The 19,470-nt window shown below is 59.2% G+C and carries 11 protein-coding genes; 9 read left to right on the top strand and 2 right to left on the bottom strand.

All coding sequences use genetic code 11. The features are described 5' to 3' along the window. Window positions 1-114 precede the first annotated feature (114 nt). From PspCFBP13508_RS01625 to PspCFBP13508_RS01590, 8 genes are all read left to right on the top strand, one after another. The gene (locus tag PspCFBP13508_RS01625; RefSeq protein WP_137213454.1) at window positions 115-1,983 is read left to right on the top strand and encodes an extracellular solute-binding protein; all 1,869 of its coding nucleotides are present in this window, start codon (window positions 115-117) and stop codon (window positions 1,981-1,983) included. Next, window positions 1,983-3,044, top strand: a complete 1,062-nt coding sequence (locus tag PspCFBP13508_RS01620) for a microcin C ABC transporter permease YejB (RefSeq protein ID WP_137213453.1) — start codon at window positions 1,983-1,985, stop codon at window positions 3,042-3,044. The genes PspCFBP13508_RS01625 and PspCFBP13508_RS01620 overlap by 1 nt, the downstream gene beginning before the upstream one ends. Then, window positions 3,044-4,066 carry an ABC transporter permease gene (locus PspCFBP13508_RS01615; RefSeq protein ID WP_137213452.1) on the top strand — a complete coding sequence of 341 codons (1,023 nt, stop codon included), beginning with the start codon at window positions 3,044-3,046 and terminating at the stop codon, window positions 4,064-4,066. Before PspCFBP13508_RS01620 ends, PspCFBP13508_RS01615 begins: the two co-directional genes overlap by 1 nt. A 9-nt stretch (window positions 4,067-4,075) precedes the next feature. Beyond that, on the top strand, window positions 4,076-5,665 hold the full coding sequence (locus PspCFBP13508_RS01610; protein WP_137213451.1) for an ABC transporter ATP-binding protein: 1,590 nt from the start codon (window positions 4,076-4,078) through the stop codon (window positions 5,663-5,665). A 129-nt stretch (window positions 5,666-5,794) separates the two neighbouring features. Continuing rightward, window positions 5,795-7,210, top strand: a complete 1,416-nt coding sequence (locus tag PspCFBP13508_RS01605; protein ID WP_137213450.1) for a sigma 54-interacting transcriptional regulator — start codon at window positions 5,795-5,797, stop codon at window positions 7,208-7,210. Between the two features lie 276 nt (window positions 7,211-7,486). Beyond that, complete coding sequence (locus PspCFBP13508_RS01600) at window positions 7,487-8,878, top strand: GntP family permease (RefSeq protein WP_137213449.1); 1,392 nt, start codon at window positions 7,487-7,489, stop codon at window positions 8,876-8,878. Between the two features lie 7 nt (window positions 8,879-8,885). After that, window positions 8,886-9,659 (top strand): 3-hydroxybutyrate dehydrogenase, encoded by a 774-nt coding sequence (hbdH, locus tag PspCFBP13508_RS01595; RefSeq protein ID WP_137213448.1) that lies wholly within the window; start codon window positions 8,886-8,888, stop codon window positions 9,657-9,659. Between the two features lie 150 nt (window positions 9,660-9,809). Continuing rightward, the gene (locus PspCFBP13508_RS01590) at window positions 9,810-11,765 is read left to right on the top strand and encodes an acetoacetate--CoA ligase (RefSeq protein WP_137213447.1); all 1,956 of its coding nucleotides are present in this window, start codon (window positions 9,810-9,812) and stop codon (window positions 11,763-11,765) included. Between the two features lie 48 nt (window positions 11,766-11,813). Here PspCFBP13508_RS01590 and PspCFBP13508_RS01585 read toward each other — a convergent pair whose 3' ends face one another. Both PspCFBP13508_RS01585 and PspCFBP13508_RS01580 read right to left on the bottom strand, forming a co-directional pair. After that, complete coding sequence (locus PspCFBP13508_RS01585) at window positions 11,814-15,569, bottom strand: hypothetical protein (RefSeq protein ID WP_137213446.1); 3,756 nt, start codon at window positions 15,567-15,569, stop codon at window positions 11,814-11,816. 131 nt (window positions 15,570-15,700) lie between these two features. Continuing rightward, window positions 15,701-16,810 (bottom strand): PilT/PilU family type 4a pilus ATPase, encoded by a 1,110-nt coding sequence (locus tag PspCFBP13508_RS01580; protein WP_137213445.1) that lies wholly within the window; start codon window positions 16,808-16,810, stop codon window positions 15,701-15,703. Window positions 16,811-16,920: 110 nt separating this feature from the next. Between PspCFBP13508_RS01580 and PspCFBP13508_RS01575 the strand changes: the two genes are divergently transcribed. Then, window positions 16,921-19,470, top strand: a complete 2,550-nt coding sequence (locus PspCFBP13508_RS01575; protein ID WP_137213444.1) for a PAS domain-containing protein — start codon at window positions 16,921-16,923, stop codon at window positions 19,468-19,470.

Raw genomic sequence — 19,470 nt, 5'->3', positions numbered from 1 at the left:
GACAACGGCCCACCCTTTGGTGGGCCGTTGTGTTTCAGTTACATATACGGCTGGCGAGTGGCGCGCGGCTCGCGTACAACTTGCGCTTATCGATTTTGCGTTCCAAGGCTGACGATGCGACTGGTTTTTCCCACACTGATGCTCACCGCCCTCACCCTGCTCACGGGTGCCGCCGGTGCGACCGCTGCCCCGCAACACGCACTGACCGTTTACGGCGAACCGGCCAAATACCCCGCCGGCTTCGGCCATTTCGACTACACCAATCCGCAGGCGCCGAAGGGTGGGACGATGCGGCGCTCGGCAATCGAAATCGGCCACTTCGATCATCTGCTGCCTTATATAGACAAAGGCATCGGCGTGACGCAGATCGACGGTCTGCTGTATTCGCCACTGGCCCAGCGCTCGCTGGATGAGCCGTACACGGTGTACGGTCTGGTGGCGGAAAAAATGGAACGCTCGGAAGACGGTCTGTCGCTGCGCTTTTTCATCAACCCGAAGGCGCGTTTTGCCGATGGCAAACCGATCACCGCCGAGGACGTTCGCTACACCTACAACCTGCTGATGACCCAAGGCAGCCTGCGTTATCGCACCCAGTTTGCCGACGTCAAAGGCGTCGAAATCGAGGCACCGCTGACCGTGCGCTTCGACTTCAAAAGCAACGAAAACCGCACCCTGCCTCTGGATATCGCGACCCTGCCGGTGTTCCCCGAACACTGGTGGAAGAGCCGCGATTTCGCCGGCGGCGGTGGTTATGAACCGCCGTTGGGCAGCGGGCCGTACCGGGTCGGCAAGGTCGACTCCGGGCGCAGCATCACCTTTGAACGCAATGGCGACTGGTGGGGCAAGGACCTACCGGTCAGTCGCGGCCTGTACAACTTCGATCATTTCAGCATCGAGTACTTCGGCGACACCGACGTCGCCCGCCAGGTGCTGCGTGGCGGCGCCTATGACTACAACCGCGAGTTTTCCGCGACCGGCTATTCGATCGGCTACGACAGCCCTGCCCTCAGCGATGGCCGTTTGCAGAAAGCCCACCTCGCCACCGAAGCGCCGCAATCGGCCCAGGGTTTTGTATTCAACCTGCAAAAGCCGATGTTTCAGGACCGTCGCGTGCGCCAGGCGCTGGCGATGCTTTGGGACTTCGAATGGAGCAACCGGCAGATGATGCGTAACGTCTATATCCGCCAGCAGAGCTACTTTTCCAATACCGATCTCGCCGCCCGGCAGTTGCCCGATGCGCAGGAATTGAAAATCCTTGAACCGCTGCGCGGTCAGGTGCCTGAGGAAGTATTCAGCAAGGTTTTCGAGGCACCGAAGACCGATGGCAGCGGCATTATTCGTGACAAGCAATTGCAAGCCCTGGACTTGCTCGAACAGGCCGGCTGGAAGCCCGATGGCGATCAACTGGTCAACAGCGCCGGTGAGCCGCTGAGTTTCACTTTTCTGGTCAGCCAGAACGGCATGGATCGCCTGCTGCTGCCCTACAAGCGCACGCTGAAACAGATCGGCATCGAGCTCAATATCCGCCGCATCGACTCCTCGCAATACGTCAATCGCCTCATGAGCCGCGACTACGACATGATCGTCACTGGCTACCCCGTCACCACTTCGCCGGGCGGTGAATTGCTCAACTATTTCGGCTCGGCTGCGGCCAACGATCCGGGGGCGAACAATTACATGGTGCTGAAGGACCCGGCGGTCGACACCTTGATCAACGGGCTGATCCGCGCCTCTACTCAATCGGACATGCTGCATTACGCCCATGCGCTGGACCGGGTCCTGCAATGGAATTACTACTGGATTCCCAATTACTACCCGCCGGGCACCTCGACCGTATGGTGGAACCGCTTTGGCATTCCGACGGTGCAGGCGAGCAATGACGAAGCCATCGAGAGCTGGTGGGAAATCAGCCGCACGCCACTGACCAATCAGCAGATGACCGCTGAGAAAATCAGTCGCGGCAGACCAGGAGGACCGCACTGATGTGGGGTTACATACTGCGGCGCCTGCTGCTGATCATTCCGACGCTGGTGATCATCCTGCTGGTCAATTTCGTCATCATTCAAGCCGCGCCCGGCGGACCGGTCGAACAAGCCATCGCCCACCTGCAAGGCATTGGCGGCGCCGGTGTTAGCGGTGGTGCCAGCGAGACATCGAGCAACGCTTCGCGCGCCAGCCGTGGCCTCGATCCGCAACTGATCAAGGACATCGAGAAACAGTACGGTTTCGACAAACCGGCTCATGAGCGCCTGTGGCTGATGCTGAAGAACTACGCGCAACTGGACTTCGGCAAGAGCTTTTTTCGCGGCGCAACAGTCACTGACCTGATTCTGGAAAAGATGCCGGTGACCATTTCGCTCGGACTGTGGGCGACGCTGATCACCTATCTGGTGTCGATCCCGCTGGGCATCCGCAAGGCGGTGCACCACGGCAGCCATTTCGATATCTGGAGCAGCACGGCGATCATCATCGGCTATGCGATGCCGGCGTTTCTGTTCGCGATGTTCCTGATCGTGGTATTCGCCGGCGGCACTTCGCTGAACTGGTTTCCGGTGCGCGGGCTGGTCTCCGACAACTTCGAATCGCTATCGACGCTGGGCAAGATCGCCGATTATTTCTGGCATCTGGTGCTGCCGGTCACCGCGCTGGTGATCGGTGGATTCGCGACCTTGACGATCCTTACAAAAAACTCGTTCCTCAATGAAATCACCCGACAGTACGTCGTTACGGCCCGAGCCAAAGGCTTGAGCGAACGCCGTGTGCTGTACGGACATGTATTTCGCAACGCCATGCTGCTGGTGGTTTCGGGAATTCCTCAGGCGTTCATCAGCGTGTTCTTTGCCGGCTCGCTGCTGATCGAAGTGATCTTCTCCCTCGATGGCCTTGGACGCATGAGTTACGAAGCAGCGGTATCGCGGGACTATCCGGTGGTGTTCGGTTCACTGTTCATCTTCACCCTGTTCGGCCTGCTGATAAAACTGATCGGCGACCTCTGCTACACCCTGGTCGACCCGCGTATCGACTTTGCCGCGAGGAATGCCTGATGTTCAAGCTCTCGCCTTTGGGTCGTCGCCGCTTCGAACGCTTCAAGAAAAACCGGCGCGGCTGGTGGTCGCTGTGGCTGTTCATCGGCCTGTTCATCCTGACGCTGGGTGGCGAACTGATCGCCAACGACAAACCGTTGATGGTCAGTTATCAGGGCCAGTGGTATTTCCCGGTGCTCAAGCGCCATACCGAACAGGAGTTCGGCGGGCAACTGCCGTTTCAGGCCGATTACCGCAGCGAATACGTGCAGAACCTGATTCGCAAGGACGGTGGCTGGCTGCTGTTCCCGCCGATTCCGTTCAGCTCCGACACACCCAACTACGACTTGAACAAACCGGCGCCGAGCCCGCCGACTTCGGTCAACTGGCTGGGCACCGACGATCAGGCGCGGGATGTGCTGGCGCGGGTCATCTTTGGTGCTCGGGTGTCGATTCTGTTTGCCCTGATGCTCACATTTGTCAGTGCGCTGATCGGCATCGCCGCCGGCGCGTTACAGGGCTACTACGGCGGCTGGGTCGATCTGCTCGGTCAGCGCCTGCTGGAAGTCTGGTCGGGCCTGCCAGTGCTGTATCTGCTGATCATCCTGTCCGGTTTCGTCGAGCCGAATTTCTGGTGGCTGCTGGGGATCATGGCGCTGTTTTCCTGGCTGGCGCTGGTGGACGTGGTGCGCGCCGAGTTCCTGCGCGGGCGCAATCTGGAATACGTCAAGGCAGCACGCGCCCTGGGCCTGACTGACCGCAAGGTGATCTTCCGGCACATCCTGCCCAACGCAATGAACGCGACGCTGAGCTACCTGCCGTTCATTTTGACCGGGGCGATTTCGACGCTGACCGCGCTGGATTTCCTCGGCTTCGGCATGCCGGCCGGCAGTGCCTCGCTGGGCGAACTGATCGGTCAGGGCAAGCAGAACCTGCAAGCGCCGTGGCTCGGGTTGACCGCGTTCTTTACCCTGGCGCTGATCCTCTCCTTGCTGGTATTCATCGGCGAAGCGTTGCGCGACGCTTTTGACCCTCGATCCTGAAGCGTGACCATGACTGAAAACCTGATTGAAATCCGCAACCTCAATGTCGCCTTCCATGGCCAGACCGTGGTGCGTGACCTGTGCCTGGATATCCGCCCCGGTGAGTGCCTGGCACTGGTGGGCGAATCGGGCTCGGGGAAATCGGTGACCGCGCATTCGATCCTGCAGCTGCTGCCCGAGAGTGAAGCGCAAACCCGTGGCAGCATCCGCTATCGCGGGCAAGAATTGCTCGGTGCTGATCCGAAGGTCTTGCGAGAACTGCGCGGGAATCGCATCGCCATGATCTTTCAGGAGCCGATGACTTCGCTCAATCCGTTGCACACCATCGAAAAGCAGATTGGCGAAACCCTGTTGCTGCACCGTGGCCTCGGCGGCAAGCAAGCGCAGCAGCGCATTCTCGAACTACTCGGACTGGTCGGCATTCAAAAGCCCAAGGAACGTCTGAAAGCCTATCCGCATCAACTCTCTGGCGGGCAACGGCAACGGGTGATGATCGCCATGGCCCTGGCCTGCGAACCGGAGTTGCTGATCGCTGACGAGCCAACGACGGCGCTGGATGTGACTGTGCAGCGCAAGATTCTCTTGCTGCTCAAGTCCCTGCAACAGCGGCTCGGCATGTCGCTGCTGCTGATCAGTCACGATCTCAATCTGGTGCGCAGCATCGCGCAGCGCGTATGCGTGATGAAGGCTGGCGAGATCGTCGAGCAGGCGCCCTGCGAAACCCTGTTTACCGAACCCAAACACCCTTACAGCTGCGTGCTGTTGAACGCAGAGCCGGAAGGTGAAGCCCTGCCCCGTGACGAACGCGAAAATGTGCTGGAGGTCGCTGACCTGCGCGTTGATTTCCAGGTCGGCGGCGGGTTGTTCAGGCGCAAGCAGTATCTGCGCGCTGTCGATGGCATCAGTCTGAATATTCAGCGCGGCAAGACCTTGGGCATTGTTGGCGAATCCGGTTCGGGCAAGTCAACGCTGGGCCAGGCGATCCTGCGTTTGCTGGATTCCGAGGGCAGCATTCGCTTTCAGGGCGAAGCGCTCGATGGCCTCAATCAGAAGCAACTGCGCCCGTGGCGCCGGCAGATGCAGGTGGTGTTTCAGGACCCGTTCGGCAGCCTCAGCCCGCGCATGTCGGTGGCACAGATCATCAGCGAAGGCCTGGAAGTGCACTGCGAGTCGACGGCCAATGAGTGCGATGAGCAAGTGATCCGCGTGCTCAAGGAAGTCGGTCTCGACCCGGAAAGCCGCCATCGCTACCCGCATGAATTTTCCGGCGGCCAACGCCAGCGCATCGCCATCGCCCGGGCCTTGGTGCTGAAACCGGCGCTGATCCTGCTCGATGAACCGACCTCGGCCCTCGACCGCACCGTACAGAAACAAGTGGTCGCCCTGCTCCGTGATTTGCAGGAAAAATACGGTTTGACCTACCTGTTTATCAGCCATGATCTGGCGGTGGTGCGCGCGTTGGCACACGACATGATCGTGATCAAGGACGGCCAGGTGGTAGAGCGTGGTGCCAGTCACGACGTGTTTGACAACCCGCAACATCCCTACACCAAAGAGCTGTTGGCGGCGGCGCATCCGGGGTGGATTTTTTTCTGTTAATTCGCGGCGCGGCATTCGCGAGCAGGCTCGCTCCCACATTGGAATGCAGCCCCCTGTGGGAGCGAGCCTGCTCGCGAAGGGACCGGTACCGGTACCGGTACCGGCAACAAACAATCAGGATCAGCCTCCATGAACACCACCGAAAGCCTCAAGGACTACCAACGAGTCCGCACCCTGGCGATCCGTTCGCTGTTCGAGATCATCGAGCAATCCAGCGAAGGCACGGTGATTGTTGACCGCGATGCGAATATCGTCTGGATGAACGAACGCTACGCCCGTCGCTTCGGTCTCGATTCAGCGGCAGGCGCTATCGGCAAACCCTGCGAAAGCGTGATCCCCGGCAGCCTGCTGCGCGAGGTGGTACGCACCGGTCGGCCGATTCTGCTGGACATGCAGGACACGCCAAAGGAACCGCTGGTGGTGATGCGCCTGCCGATCCACGACGATGCCGGCAGCGTGATCGGCGCCATCGGTTTTGCCCTGTTCGACGAGTTGCGCACGCTATCGCCGATGCTCAAGCGCTACCTGAGCATGCAGGAAGAACTCGCCTCGACCCGCTCGCTGCTGCGTGCGCGGCAGACCAAATACAACTTCGCCCACTTCATCGGTACCAGCGCTGCCAGCCTCGAAGTCAAACGACGTGCGCGACGAAGCGCCAGCGCTGATTCGCCCGTGTTGCTGCTGGGAGAAACCGGCACGGGCAAGGAGCTACTCGCACAAGCCATTCACAGCGCTTCGCCACGTGCGCACAAAGCCTTCGTCAGCATCAACAGCGCGGCAATTCCCGAGGCGCTGCTGGAAGCCGAGTTCTTTGGCACGGCACCCGGCGCCTTTACCGGCGCTGATCGCAAGGGCCGCACCGGTAAATTACAAATCGCTCAGGGCGGCACGCTGTTTCTCGACGAGATCGGCGACATGCCGCTGCCGCTGCAAAGCAAATTGCTGCGGGTGTTGCAGGAAAAGGAGTTCGAACCGGTCGGCTCCAACGAAGTGATACAGAGCGATGTGCGGGTAATCGCCGCGACTTCGACGGATTTGCAGGCTGCGATCAAGCGTGGCGAATTTCGCGCCGATTTGTACTACCGCCTCAACGTACTGCCGATCCAGGTGCCGCCGCTGCGCGAACGTCTCGATGATCTGCCGGCGCTGAGCGAGGCGATTCTCGAAGAACTGCGCAGCCAGCATGAACTGCACCGCAATGCGCTGGCGCTGTTAGGCCAGCATGCCTGGCCGGGCAACATCCGTGAGTTGCGCAATGTGCTGGAGCGGGCAGCGTTGCTCAGTGATGACTTGATGCTGACCGAGCAGGATATTCGCGGCGCGATTGGCACGTTTACTCCGGTTGAGCGAACGTCCGAGCCGAGCATGCAAGCCTCCGCTGGGGAAACATTTGCACAGGCGCGGGCGCGGTTTGATCGGCAGTTGATCGAGTCGACCCTGGCGCAATGCGCGGGGAAAGTGCCGGAGGCGGCGGTTCGGTTGGGGCTTGGGCGGTCGACGCTGTACAAGAAAATGGCTGCGCTCGGGATTGCCGAGTCTATATAAAGAGACAGCCGATCTCTCTTTTAAGACGAGAGCAAAAGCTTCGCGAGCAGGCTCGGTCCCACAGGGAACCCGGTGTCAGCTGTGGGAGCGAGCCTGCTCGCGAAAGCGCCCTTCCAGCAACGAAAGTCTCTGATTAGAGACAATATCAATCCAAACATCTCTTTGAGAAGAATAATATCCATATATTTCAATAACTTGAGCTTCTGGCACAAATCTCGCTAACACCTCTCCACACCCGTTCCACCCACAAAAATAACAATCCTGGAGAGACACACCATGAGTGTGATCATTGCCTTGGCAGCCCTGACGCTGCTGATGCTCGCCGCCTACCGTGGCTACAGCGTCATCCTCTTTGCCCCGATCGCCGCCCTCGGCGCGGTCCTGCTCACCGATCCGTCCGCCGTTGCCCCTGCGTTCACCGGGGTGTTCATGGATAAGATGGTCGGTTTCATCAAGCTCTATTTCCCGGTATTCCTGCTCGGCGCGGTGTTCGGCAAGCTCATCGAATTGTCCGGTTTCTCGCGCTCGATCGTCGCCGCTGCGATTCGCCTGCTTGGCACCAGACAAGCGATGCTGGTGATCGTACTGGTCTGCGCCCTGCTGACGTATGGCGGCGTGTCGTTGTTCGTTGTGGTCTTCGCCGTTTACCCGTTTGCAGCGGAGATGTTCCGCCAGAGCAATATCCCCAAACGCTTGATCCCGGCGACCATTGCCCTGGGTGCATTCTCCTTCACCATGGACGCCCTGCCCGGCACGCCGCAGATCCAGAACATCATCCCCAGCACCTTCTTCAACACCACCGCATGGGCGGCGCCGTGGCTAGGTGTGATTGGCACAATCTTCGTGTTCTGCGCCGGCATGTTGTTTCTCCAGCGCCAACGCAACAAGGCACAGCGTGCCGGTGAAGGTTACGGCACTCAACTGCGCAACGAACCGGAAACCGCCGAAGACCTGAAGCTGCCCAACCCTTGGATTGCCCTGTCACCTTTGCTGGCCGTGGGCATCATGAACCTGCTCTTCACCCAGTGGATTCCGCAGTGGTACGGCAAGACTCACAGCCTCGCGCTGCCGGGCATGGCCGCGCCTGTCACTACCGAAATCGCCAAGCTCACGGCGATCTGGGCGGTGCAGGCGGCGTTGCTGGTCGGCATCCTCATGGTCCTGGCGTTCGGTTTTAAGGCGATCAAAAGCAAGCTCGCCGAAGGCAGCAAAAGCGCGGTCAGCGGTGCGTTGCTCGCAGCCATGAACACCGCGTCTGAATACGGCTTTGGTGCAGTGATCGCTTCGCTGCCGGGTTTCCTCGTGCTGGCCGACTGGCTCAAGCAGATTCCCAATCCGTTGGTCAACGAAGCGATCACCGTGACGCTGCTGGCGGGCATCACCGGTTCGGCCTCGGGCGGCATGAGCATTGCGCTGGCAGCGATGTCCGAGCAGTTCATCAGCGCGGCGCACGCGGCGAATATTCCGCTGGAGGTGCTGCACCGCGTGGCCGCGATGGCCAGTGGCGGCATGGACACCCTGCCGCACAACGGCGCGGTAATTACCTTGCTGGCGGTGACCGGACTGACCCACCGCGAAGCCTATAAAGACATTTTCTGTATTACGCTGATCAAGACCCTGGCGGTTTTCGTGGTGATCGGCACTTTCTACGCCACTGGCATTGTGTGAGGTATTCATGACCACTCTTTCCGGCAAGACAGCCTTGGTAACCGGCTCCACCAGTGGCATCGGCCTGGGCATCGCGCTGACTCTCGCGAAAGCGGGCGCCAACCTGATTCTCAATGGCTTCGGCGACGCCTCGAAAGTGATCGCCGACGTCGCTCAGTACGGCGGCAAGGTTGGCCATCATCCCGCCGATGTCAGCGACCCGGCGCAGATTGCCGACATGGTCGCCTACGCCGAGCGCGAGTTTGGCGGGGTCGACATTCTGGTCAACAACGCGGGGATTCAGCACGTTGCGGCGGTAGAAGAGTTTCCTGTTGAGCGCTGGGATTCGATCATCGCGATCAACCTGTCATCGGTATTCCACAGCACCCGTTTGAGCCTGCCGGGAATGCGCCGCAAGAACTGGGGACGCATCATCAATATCGCTTCGGTGCATGGGCAGGTGGGCTCCACCGGCAAAGCCGCGTACGTCGCCGCCAAGCATGGCGTGATCGGCCTGACCAAAGTGGTCGGGCTGGAAACTGCGACCAGTCAGGTGACTTGTAACGCGATCTGCCCTGGCTGGGTGTTGACGCCGCTGGTGCAGAAGCAGATCGATGATCGCGCCGCCAAGGGCGTCGATCCGCAGCAGGCGCAGCATGATCTGTTGGCGGAAAAACAGCCGTCGCTGGAGTTCGTCACACCGCAGCATCTGGGTGAGCTGGTGCTGTTCCTGTGCAGCGAGTCCGGCAGCCAGGTGCGCGGCGCGGCGTGGAATATTGATGGTGGGTGGTTGGCGCAATAAACATCTGGCCATTGTGGGAGCGAGCCTGCTCGCGAATGCGGTGTATCAGGCACAGTTCGGGATACTGACACAACGCTTTCGCGAGCAGGCTCGCTCCCACCGGGGATGATCTCCCTGGCCTGTACGAATCAGACAAGAAGAGGCAAACCCATGTCCGATATCCTCTGGCAACCCGACGCCCAGCGTATCGCCCGTTCTCGTATGGACGTCTTCCGGCGCGAGATCAATCAGCGGCATTCGCTACACCTCGACGACTATCCCGCCCTGCACCAATGGAGCATCAATCAGCGCCCGGCGTTCTGGCAGGCGATCGTCGATTTCTTCGACATCCGCTTTCGCACTCAGCCCGACGCCGTCTTGCGTGAAGGTGCAGAGATGCCCAGCGCCGAGTGGTTTCCCGGCGCGACGTTGAATTTTGCTGAACACCTGCTGCGCCGTCGCGATGATGCCGTAGCGGTGGTTGCTGTGGCGGAGAACGGCCAGCGCGAACAACTGACCTGGGCCGAACTGGCCGAGCACGTCGCCGGTTTCCAGGCCAGCCTGCGCGCGGCCGGCGTGGCTCAAGGCGATCGTGTAGCCGCGTGCATGCCCAACACCTGGCAAACCCTGGTGGCGATGCTGGCTACCACCAGTCTCGGCGCAATCTGGTCATGCTCGTCGCCAGACTTCGGCACCCACGGCGTGATCGATCGCTTCGGCCAGATCGAACCGAAAGTGCTGCTCACCTGCGCCGGTTATCAATACGCCGGGAAAACCCTCGATCAGACTGCCAAGCTCAACGAAATCCTGGCACAGCTGCCCTCGCTGCAGCAGTTGATCATTGTGCCGTACGCCCGTGCGCAAGCGCGTATCGAGGATTATCAAACCCAGGCCGACGTCGCCTTGTGGGAAGACTTCTATCAACCTGGCGGCCAACCGGATTTCACCCCGGTGCCGTTCAATCATCCGCTCTACGTGCTGTACTCCAGCGGCACCACTGGCGTGCCGAAATGCATCGTCCACAGCACCGGCGGCGTGCTCCTGCAACATGTCAAGGAGCACGGGTTGCATTGCGACCTCGGCCCCGGTGATCGCCTGTTCTACTACACGACCTGCGGCTGGATGATGTGGAATTGGCTGGTTTCAGCGCTCGCGGTTGGCAGCGCCGTGGTGCTCTACGACGGCTCGCCGTTTCATCCGGACCATCAGCGTTTGCTCGACCTGATCGACGACGAACGCATCAGTGTGTTCGGCACCAGCCCCAAGTTTCTCGCCACGCTGGAAAGCAGCGGCGCCAAACCACGGCAAAGCCATGAGTTGAGCAGTTTAAAAACGCTGCTGTGCACGGGCTCGGCTTTGTCACCACAAAGCTACGATTTCGTTTACCGCGACGTCAAAACCGACGTGTGCCTGGCCTCGATGTCCGGTGGCACCGACATCGTCTCGTGCTTCGTCAACGGCAATCCGCTGACAGCGGTACGGCGCGGGGAAATCATCGGCAAAAGCCTGGGCATGGCCGTCGAGGTCTGGAACGACGCTGGCCGGCCGGTGATCGGTGAGAAAGGTGAGCTGGTGTGCACGCGGCATTTCCCGGCAATGCCGATCGGTTTGTGGAATGACGCGGATGGCACAAAACTGCGCGAGTCCTATTTCAGCCTGTTTCCCGGCGTCTGGGCGCAGGGTGATTATGCCGAGCAGTTGGCGCACGGCGCGATGATGATCCATGGGCGTTCGGATGCGGTGTTGAACCCGGGCGGCGTGCGTATCGGCACGGCGGAAATCTATCGTCAGGTCGAGAAAATCAGCGAAGTGCTGGACAGCGTCGCCATCGGCCAGCAGTGGCAGGATGATGTGCGTGTCGTGCTGTTCGTGCGTTTGCGCGATGGCGTCGAACTCGATCAAGGGCTTGAGCAGCGAATTCGCGAGGTGATCCGCGCCAATACCACGCCGAGGCATGTCCCGGCGCGGATCGTTGCAGTGACGGACATACCGCGCACCATCAGCGGCAAAGTCGTGGAACTGGCCGTGCGTAATGTGGTGCACGGCGAACAGGTCAAGAACACTGATGCGCTGGCCAATCCCGAAGCGCTGGAACAGTTTCGGGACCGGCCGGAGCTTGTTGATTGAAAACGGCACTGGCGCCTCCATCCAACAGGTTGGCGGCAGTGCTTTTCATCAGCGAGGTTTGTTCAGGGTAATGACGATTGGCTCGCCAATGGCCTTGCCTGCATTGGCCTCGAGTGCGCCGCGCAGGATCGTCATGTTTTCATCGAAGGTAGCTTTATCGGTAGCCAACTGACTCAACAGCGAGGTTGCCAAGGCCAGCGAGTCGGCGTTTTCGAAGGCTCTGGACGGCGCGTGGCAGTCTGCCCCGGTGTCCGACTCACGCAGGCAGCCGGCAGCCAGATTCAGCAGTTCCGTCACGTCCAGGCGCTGGCCATCGTCACTTGTGTGCACGGCGTCGCTGGCATAGCCGACATCATCGGTTTGCGCACTGGCGTGGAACAGCTCATGAATCAGGTCGTCGGCAACCACGTCGTGGTTGAAGCCCATGCTGACGAAATGTCTGTTGAGGTTTTTTGTATAGACCTGCACAAACGCGATGTCGGCGCCTTGTTCTGACCCCGCGTCTTTCCAGCGTTGGTAATTGTCCGCATCGAACGATGCCAGGGTGTCGTTGATCTTGAGCCCGTCCAGAACCATGTTGCTCAAGGAAAAACCGGCGAAATCGAAACGAATCAAACGCAGGTAGTTCACCAGGCGATCAGTGGATATCTGTGAGGCACTGCCGAACACGATCTTCATCAGGGACTCGCGATCGCGTTTGAAATCATGACGGTTGAAGACTTCGATCGCGTTATCGATCTTGGCCCGCGCGCGCGGCAGACTTCGCTCGATAAACTTGCGCGTATAGCTGAGCGGCAATGTGCGTGGCGAATAGGGTAACTGCACCGGAGCGTGATACGCGAAACCATCCAGGGGCTGGCCCCAGAGGTTGCCGCGTCGGTTCAGTGCGTACCATTTGTCACCACGGCGGGCAGCAAGTACGCCAACGGCATCAGCGGTTGCGCGGGGTCGCCAGCTCCCCAGCCCCAGTTGCACATTATCGGCAGCCTCCAGCAGATCCCAGGATTGCCGGCGGCCACTGATCTTGTGCAACTGCCCACTGGCTTTGAGGATCAGGTCGTGACTGTTTTTATTGAACCGCAACAACCCTTTGTGCAGCAGTTTGCCGCCCGCTTGCAGGCCGGATGGCACACCGTCGAACGGATTGAAAAGTGAAATGGCCGAAGTCAGCGCCAGGCGGGTGAAGCGCGCGGCTTTGGCCGTCGTGGAAATAGCCTTGGCGCAAATGCTCAGCGCCTTCGAGCTGGCGCCAGCGACGGTTCCCACGAGACCGATGCCATCCATCAGACATCCGTAAAACCCGTCGACCATTTTGTTGTGGTCGCCCGAAACGATGTCCTCGATGCATTTCTTGAACGGAACCAGCAGGTCGATGAAGTAAGTCAGCAGTCGCTCACCCTCTTCTTTGGAAAGTTCCAGTGGAGTCGGTATGCGCACGAGTTCTCTTAGTTCGCTCCTGTTCAAAAACGGACGGTTATTCACCAGAAATTCAGCGATGCGCGCGATCGCCGGATCATTGAATTTCTGATAGAAGCCCGGCTTCAGTTCCGAAGACTGCATCGGCGCTGCAAGTTCACCGAAGTAATCGATGATCGCCATGCTGCTGGTAACCGAAGTGTCTTCGGCCGCTGCATGGGTATAGCGTTTGATGTTTAACGGCAGGCGTTGAGTTGCGGTGCGAGTCAGGGGCAGCGTCATGTTGGCGCTGGCACTGATCCGCGAACGTTGCAGGAACTTGCGCTCGCGTTTGATGAGAGCTCCCAGCGCATCATTTTTTCGGGTTTCTGCACGCGAGGTGAATAACTCATAACAGAGCTCGGCGTTTTCATGTGACGCATACATCACTATGCCGAAACGTCCTGTGGCGGCATCCCGGCTTTGCAGCGTCTCTTGTTCAAGGCCAATGCCGAGGGGGCCGCCGGCCCGACGCGTGACGACATAGACGGCAGATTCGCGCACAGTGAAAAAGTTGATGCCTGCATTCATGAATATCTGCAGATCGGCTTCCGGCATCTGCGCCAGGGCCAGTTTTACAGCGGACAGCATGCCGCTGTTCAACGCCTTGAAATGCGCAGCCAACTGCCGGTCCAGCTCAAGCTCGCAGGATTCGAGTTTGAGTAATCCCGGATAACGCGTGTACAGGCTGATACCCGACGGATTGTAATCAATGGCGGGAAGAAGAAGCCCTTGATTCACCAGGCGTACGGTGCGTCTGTCCCATTCACCGGTAGCCATGTCTCCCGATTGATGCAGATCGACCATTGACATGACTTGCTGCCCGCCTTGCTCGGAAAGCGCTTTCTCGTCGAGGGTGTCGCAACCTGGCGCGGCTTTTTTCAATTGAGTCCGGGCTATTTCTGCACGATTGGGCAACGGGGTCGAGAACGCACGGGCTACCTGCGCGAATTGCTCCGAATGTCGCTCGAAGGCATCAAGTGCAAGCCGTGTACTGGCCTCCTCTGATTGTTCGAGCTCAGTCCTGGCGATAATCCGGTTCAGCAATGCCCAATCGACAATCGGGTCGATCATCGCCAGATCGCGCAGATGTTTCTGCGCTTCACTGACTGCCTCCAGCTCGCCATAGGCAATGATCTGCGCATAGGTCATGACTCGCGAAGCTCCAGCCTTTGCCGCTTCAACCAGCGCAACCGCACGAGTAAGGTTGATCCAGGCGATCGAGCCGAGCGTAACCGTGGCCGGCACTTCAATGACCAGAAACTCCGGCGCGTTGCGAGCCAGAAGCAGATGGGCGACCAGGGGCGACAGCTCCGGATCAATCCAGCGCTTGTTGCGAACAAACTCGACGTACTCGTCGCGAATTTCTGAAGGATGACGTTCAAGATTGCCGGGCGAATACAGATCGCGGCGGTTGATTGAGTGACTGTTGCCAATGGATGGATCGAGATCAAGCAACACTGCGGTTATCAACAATTGGTGAAGGGTATTTGCGCAGACCGCTTGTCCCTCATTAACGCCATACCAATTCAGTTCTTTCAAATAACTGCCAGCGAGCGCCAGCGCGATTGGATGTTCGACGCATTCGGCAATGCGCTGCGCTGCGTTTTCAGCGGATATAGCGGCGCGGCCGGAGACGTTGTACAGAGCGGTCAGTAATTTGCGTTTGGGCATCAACTTCGCCGTGGCCTTGCGAATCCCCGAGAACTGCTCTTCAGATAGTGCTGCCAATACATCATCGGTCGTTTGAAAGTGCTCCCAGTAATCCCCGGGCTCTTTTACTTCAGGCGCAAACCTGAACAAACCGAGCAGATTCCTGACCTTGGCATTATTGTCAGGCAAGTCGATGTCATGAAACTTGAACCATTGATCGAGAGTGACATCCAGATCAGGCCATATGAAACCACCGGCTACATCTGCTATATCCGCAATCACCATCAACGCAGATCGTGTCGGCTGACTGAATTCAAAGTGACGCGCCGCGACCAGATCCACCCAACCTCTGTCGGCGCGGACTTCCATCTTGCCCTCTGGCGACACTCGTAGCAGTCCGTCATGATCGCGCGCCTCTTCGCGGGCAAGTGCGCCGACGACAGGGCCAGTTTCGAGCAACTCCGCAAGCAGAAGCCTGCCGGGGTTATAGATATCGTGAAGTGAAGAGCCCGGCCGCAGTTCTACTTCACGCGCATACCAGTTGATTATTTGATCGTCGCTGTATTCATCCAGCGCTTGCTCAAGATGAGCCAATACCTGTTCACGTTCCATCGCATCTGCTGCGGATTGATATTGCCAGCCTGCCAAAGTAACTTTTGCAGGGCGGAATATCTTGTCTTTCTTCAAGTCAATCATTAAAAGCCTCATCAAACCAACTGGCTGACCATTCAGCCTGATGAGGTTTTATCCAGTTCAACGCCAGCGATCCATAGGTTAAATATAAAGCAGTGTTGCGACATGCAACTTGAATCCCTGCAAGCTACTCGTCAGTCGATCAAACCCCATTCTCCTGAAGTTGAATCGCCCGCGCCTTTTTGATCGCCCTGAAGTTTGATTCGCAACTTCAGGTTATTCACCGAATCGGCATTCTTCAGTGCTTCCTGCTCGCTGATTGCGCCTTCTGCATACAACGCAAACAGTGCCGCGTCAAATGTCTGCATACCGAGTTCGGCTGACTTTTCCATCATCGGCTTGAGTTCTTCGAACTGGCCGCGTCGGACCAGGTCAGCGATGGTCGGCGTACCCAGAAGAATTTCAACTGCCGCGCGCCTTTGCCCATCGACAGTGCGGAGCAGACGCTGCGAAACACAGGCTTTCAAGTTGTTGCCCAATGTCTGCAAGAGCTGATCGCGCTTTTCCTCGGGAAACATATTGATGATGCGATCCAGTGCCTGATTGGCGTTCGTCGCATGGAGCGTCGACAGGACAAGATGGCCGGTGTCGGCAAACGACAGCGCATGTTCCATGGTTTCGCGATCACGGATCTCACCGATCAGTACGACGTCCGGAGCTTGGCGCAGAGTGTTCTTCAAAGCCGCATGAAAGCTTCGGGTATCGACGCCGACTTCACGCTGATTGATGATCGAGCGCTTGTGCCGATGGATATATTCGATCGGGTCTTCGATCGTCACGATGTGCCCGGCACTGTGGCGGTTGCGGTGATCGATGAGTGCCGCCAGCGAAGTCGATTTGCCTGAACTGGTCGCGCCGACAAAAAGAATCAGGCCACGTTTGAGCATCACCGTTTCCAGCAACACTGGCGGCAGCTTCAGGTCTTCGAATCGCGGGATGTCGACCTTGACGTTGCGGATCACGATCGAGACGTCATTGCGCTGCTTGAAAATGTTCACCCGGAATCGCCCGACGCCCGTTCGGGAGATTGCCAGGTTCATTTCCAGATCCCGGTCGAACTCCCGGCGCTGCTCGGCGTCCATCAGGGAGGTGGCGATGGCTGCGGTTTCACCGGGCTTGAATGGCTGCTCGCGCAACGCCGTCAGCACACCGTCAATGCGAGCGCTCGGGGGCGCGCCGGTAGAGAGGAACAGATCCGAGCCGTTTTTTTGCGACAATATTGACAACAGTGCATCGATTTCCATGGCTGAAAGCACCCGCGAAGCATTGAATGAGCAGATTTGGCCTACGCTTGGCGCGGCTCCTGCAACAATGATAGACCCCGTCTCACCGAACCACGCTCAGGATTGAAGTAATGAACGCTGTATCCGCCGTTGACGACGCCCAGGCCCTGATTGCCCGCACCGACTGGAGCCGCAGCCCGCTGGGCGCTGCCGGCACCTGGCCGCAGAGCCTGCGCACAGCGGTGGACATCGTGATTCATTCGCCGATGCCGATGCTGCTGTTATGGGGCCCGCAACTCACGCAGATCTACAACAATGGTTTCGCCCTGCTCGCTGGCAGCAAGCATCCCGAAGCGTTCGGGCAACCGACGCATGAGGTCTGGCCGGAAGTACGAGACTTTTCCGAGCCGATTTACCAGGCGGTGCTGCAGGGTCAGGTGCGCAGCTTCAGCGAGCAGCGGTTCAGCGTGCAACGCGACGGCAAGAAAACCGATTTCTGGCTGGATCTGACCTACAGCCCGATTCGCGATGAAACCGCACAGGTGGCCGGGATTCTGATCACCGCCATCGAAACCAACGAGCGCCGACGCATTGCCCTGGAATTGCAGCGTCGTTCCGAAGAAAGCCTCAAGGCCCAGCGCCAGTCCGAGGAGCGTCTGCAACTGGCCCTCGCCGCCACCGACGCCGTCGGCACCTGGGATTGGGACATTGGCGAAGACCGTTTCATCGCCGATGCGCATTTTGCCGAGTTGCACGGCGTGGATCCGGCCAGGGCCGGGCAGTTGCCGATCAGCGACTACCTGCACGGCGTGCATCCCGAAGACCGCGCCATGGTTGCGCGCGGCATCAAGCACTGCATCACCCACGGCACCGAGTACGCTGAAGAATATCGCTTGTTGCAGGCCGACGGCACGCTGCGCTGGATCTTCGCGCGAGGGCGTTGCTACAAGGACCATCATGGTCGGCCGATGCGTTTCCTCGGCGCAGCGCTGGATCTGACTGAACGCAAACACACCGAACAGGCGTTGCGTCAGAGCCAGACCGAACTTCAACTGATCATCAACGCCATGCCGATCCTGATCAGCTACGTCGACGCCGAGGAACGTTTCCGCCTGAACAACGCAGCCTATCTCGACTGGTACGGCCTGACGCCGCAGGAGCTGTATGGGCGCACGATCCGCGAAGTCATCGGCGAAGAGGCCTACTTCCTGCGCGCGCCTTATATCGCCGAAGCGCTGGCCGGACGCTCCTGTTCCTTCAGTTTCTACACGCCGCACCGCGATGGCAGTACCCGTCATGCGCTGATGAACTATCTGCCCCGGCATGGCGCGGACGGTGCAGTCAACGGCTTCTACATCTTTGTCATCGACGAAACCGAGCGCAAGAAAACCGAAGAAGCCCTGCGCAATCTCAATGAGACGCTTGAAGAGCGGGTCAGCGCGCGCACCGAGCAACTGGCTCAGGCCAACGAGCGCTTGCAGAACGAAATGTTCGAACGCGAGCGCGCCGAAGATGCCTTGCGCCACGCGCAGAAGATGGAAGCCGTCGGCCAGCTTACCGGCGGCATCGCCCATGACTTCAACAACATGCTCACCGGCATTATCGGCAGTCTGGACTTGATGCAGCGCTACATTGCCAATGGTCGCGCCGACGAGATCGGCCGTTTCACCGAGGCGGCCGTGTCATCGGCCAATCGCGCGGCGGCGCTGACCCATCGCTTGCTGGCGTTTTCGCGGCGTCAGTCGCTGGACCGCAAGCAACTGCACGTCAACGAACTGGTGCACTCGCTGGAAGACCTGATCCGCCGCACCAAGGGCGATGCCATCGAGCTGCAACTGCGCTTGCCAGAAGACTTGTGGCCGGTGAGTACGGACGTCAGCCAGCTGGAAAATGCTCTGCTCAATTTGGTGATCAATGCCCGCGATGCGATGCCCGAAGGCGGCACGTTGCTGATCCAGACCGCGAACGTGTATCTCGACAGCAGCGACACCACCATTCTCGAGCCGGTGAAGGCCGGGGAATACGTGATGCTCGCGGTCAGCGATAACGGCACCGGCATGACGCCGTCAATCCGTTCCAAAGCGTTCGATCCGTTCTTTACCACCAAACCGATCGGCCAAGGCACCGGGCTTGGGCTGTCGATGATTTACGGATTCGCCCAGCAGTCCGGTGGTCATGTCAGCCTCGACAGTGTGCCGGGGCAAGGTACTTGCGTACGTCTGTACTTGCCGCGTTTGCTTGAGCCGACGCCCGAATCCTCGTCTGTGGAGAAAGCCGAACCGATTGCCGCTTCATCTTCGGGCGAGACCGCGATCGTGGTCGAGGATGATCCGGCAGTGCGCATGCTGGTGCTCGATCTGCTCAAGGAACTGGGCTACACAACCTTCGAAGCGGAAAACGCCACGAACGCCTTGCCCGTGCTCGAATCCGTGCAACGCGTCGATCTGCTGGTCACTGATGTCGGGCTGCCGGGCATGAACGGTCGGCAGTTGGCGGAGATTGCTCGCCAGCATCGTCCGGGGCTTAAAGTGCTGTTCATGACCGGTTACGCGCAGATTGCTGCCGAGCGTCAGGGCTTCCTTGAAGAGGGCATGGACATGGTCGCCAAGCCCTTTGTCCTTGAAGTGCTGGCGAGCAAGATTCGCAAGTTGAGCAACCCGACCCCGCGACTTGAGGCATAA

The organism is Pseudomonas sp. CFBP13508 (assembly GCF_005233515.1).
Classification (GTDB): Bacteria; Pseudomonadota; Gammaproteobacteria; order Pseudomonadales; family Pseudomonadaceae; genus Aquipseudomonas; species Aquipseudomonas mercuritolerans.
Note: the sequence above shows the minus strand (reverse complement) of the source record. Positions and strands in the feature narration are given on the sequence as shown.

Excerpts from the sequence above, each read along its gene's own strand:
- PspCFBP13508_RS01580 (WP_137213445.1), bottom strand. The coding sequence starts at position 16,810 with ATGGAAATCGATGCACTGTTGTCAATATTGTCGCAAAAAAACGGCTCG.
- PspCFBP13508_RS01585 (WP_137213446.1), bottom strand. The coding sequence starts at position 15,569 with ATGATTGACTTGAAGAAAGACAAGATATTCCGCCCTGCAAAAGTTACT.
- PspCFBP13508_RS01575 (WP_137213444.1), top strand. The coding sequence starts at position 16,921 with ATGAACGCTGTATCCGCCGTTGACGACGCCCAGGCCCTGATTGCCCGC.
- PspCFBP13508_RS01625 (WP_137213454.1), top strand. The coding sequence starts at position 115 with ATGCGACTGGTTTTTCCCACACTGATGCTCACCGCCCTCACCCTGCTC.
- PspCFBP13508_RS01610 (WP_137213451.1), top strand. The coding sequence starts at position 4,076 with ATGACTGAAAACCTGATTGAAATCCGCAACCTCAATGTCGCCTTCCAT.
- hbdH (WP_137213448.1), top strand. The coding sequence starts at position 8,886 with ATGACCACTCTTTCCGGCAAGACAGCCTTGGTAACCGGCTCCACCAGT.
- PspCFBP13508_RS01615 (WP_137213452.1), top strand. The coding sequence starts at position 3,044 with ATGTTCAAGCTCTCGCCTTTGGGTCGTCGCCGCTTCGAACGCTTCAAG.
- PspCFBP13508_RS01605 (WP_137213450.1), top strand. The coding sequence starts at position 5,795 with ATGAACACCACCGAAAGCCTCAAGGACTACCAACGAGTCCGCACCCTG.
- PspCFBP13508_RS01600 (WP_137213449.1), top strand. The coding sequence starts at position 7,487 with ATGAGTGTGATCATTGCCTTGGCAGCCCTGACGCTGCTGATGCTCGCC.
- PspCFBP13508_RS01590 (WP_137213447.1), top strand. The coding sequence starts at position 9,810 with ATGTCCGATATCCTCTGGCAACCCGACGCCCAGCGTATCGCCCGTTCT.
- PspCFBP13508_RS01620 (WP_137213453.1), top strand. The coding sequence starts at position 1,983 with ATGTGGGGTTACATACTGCGGCGCCTGCTGCTGATCATTCCGACGCTG.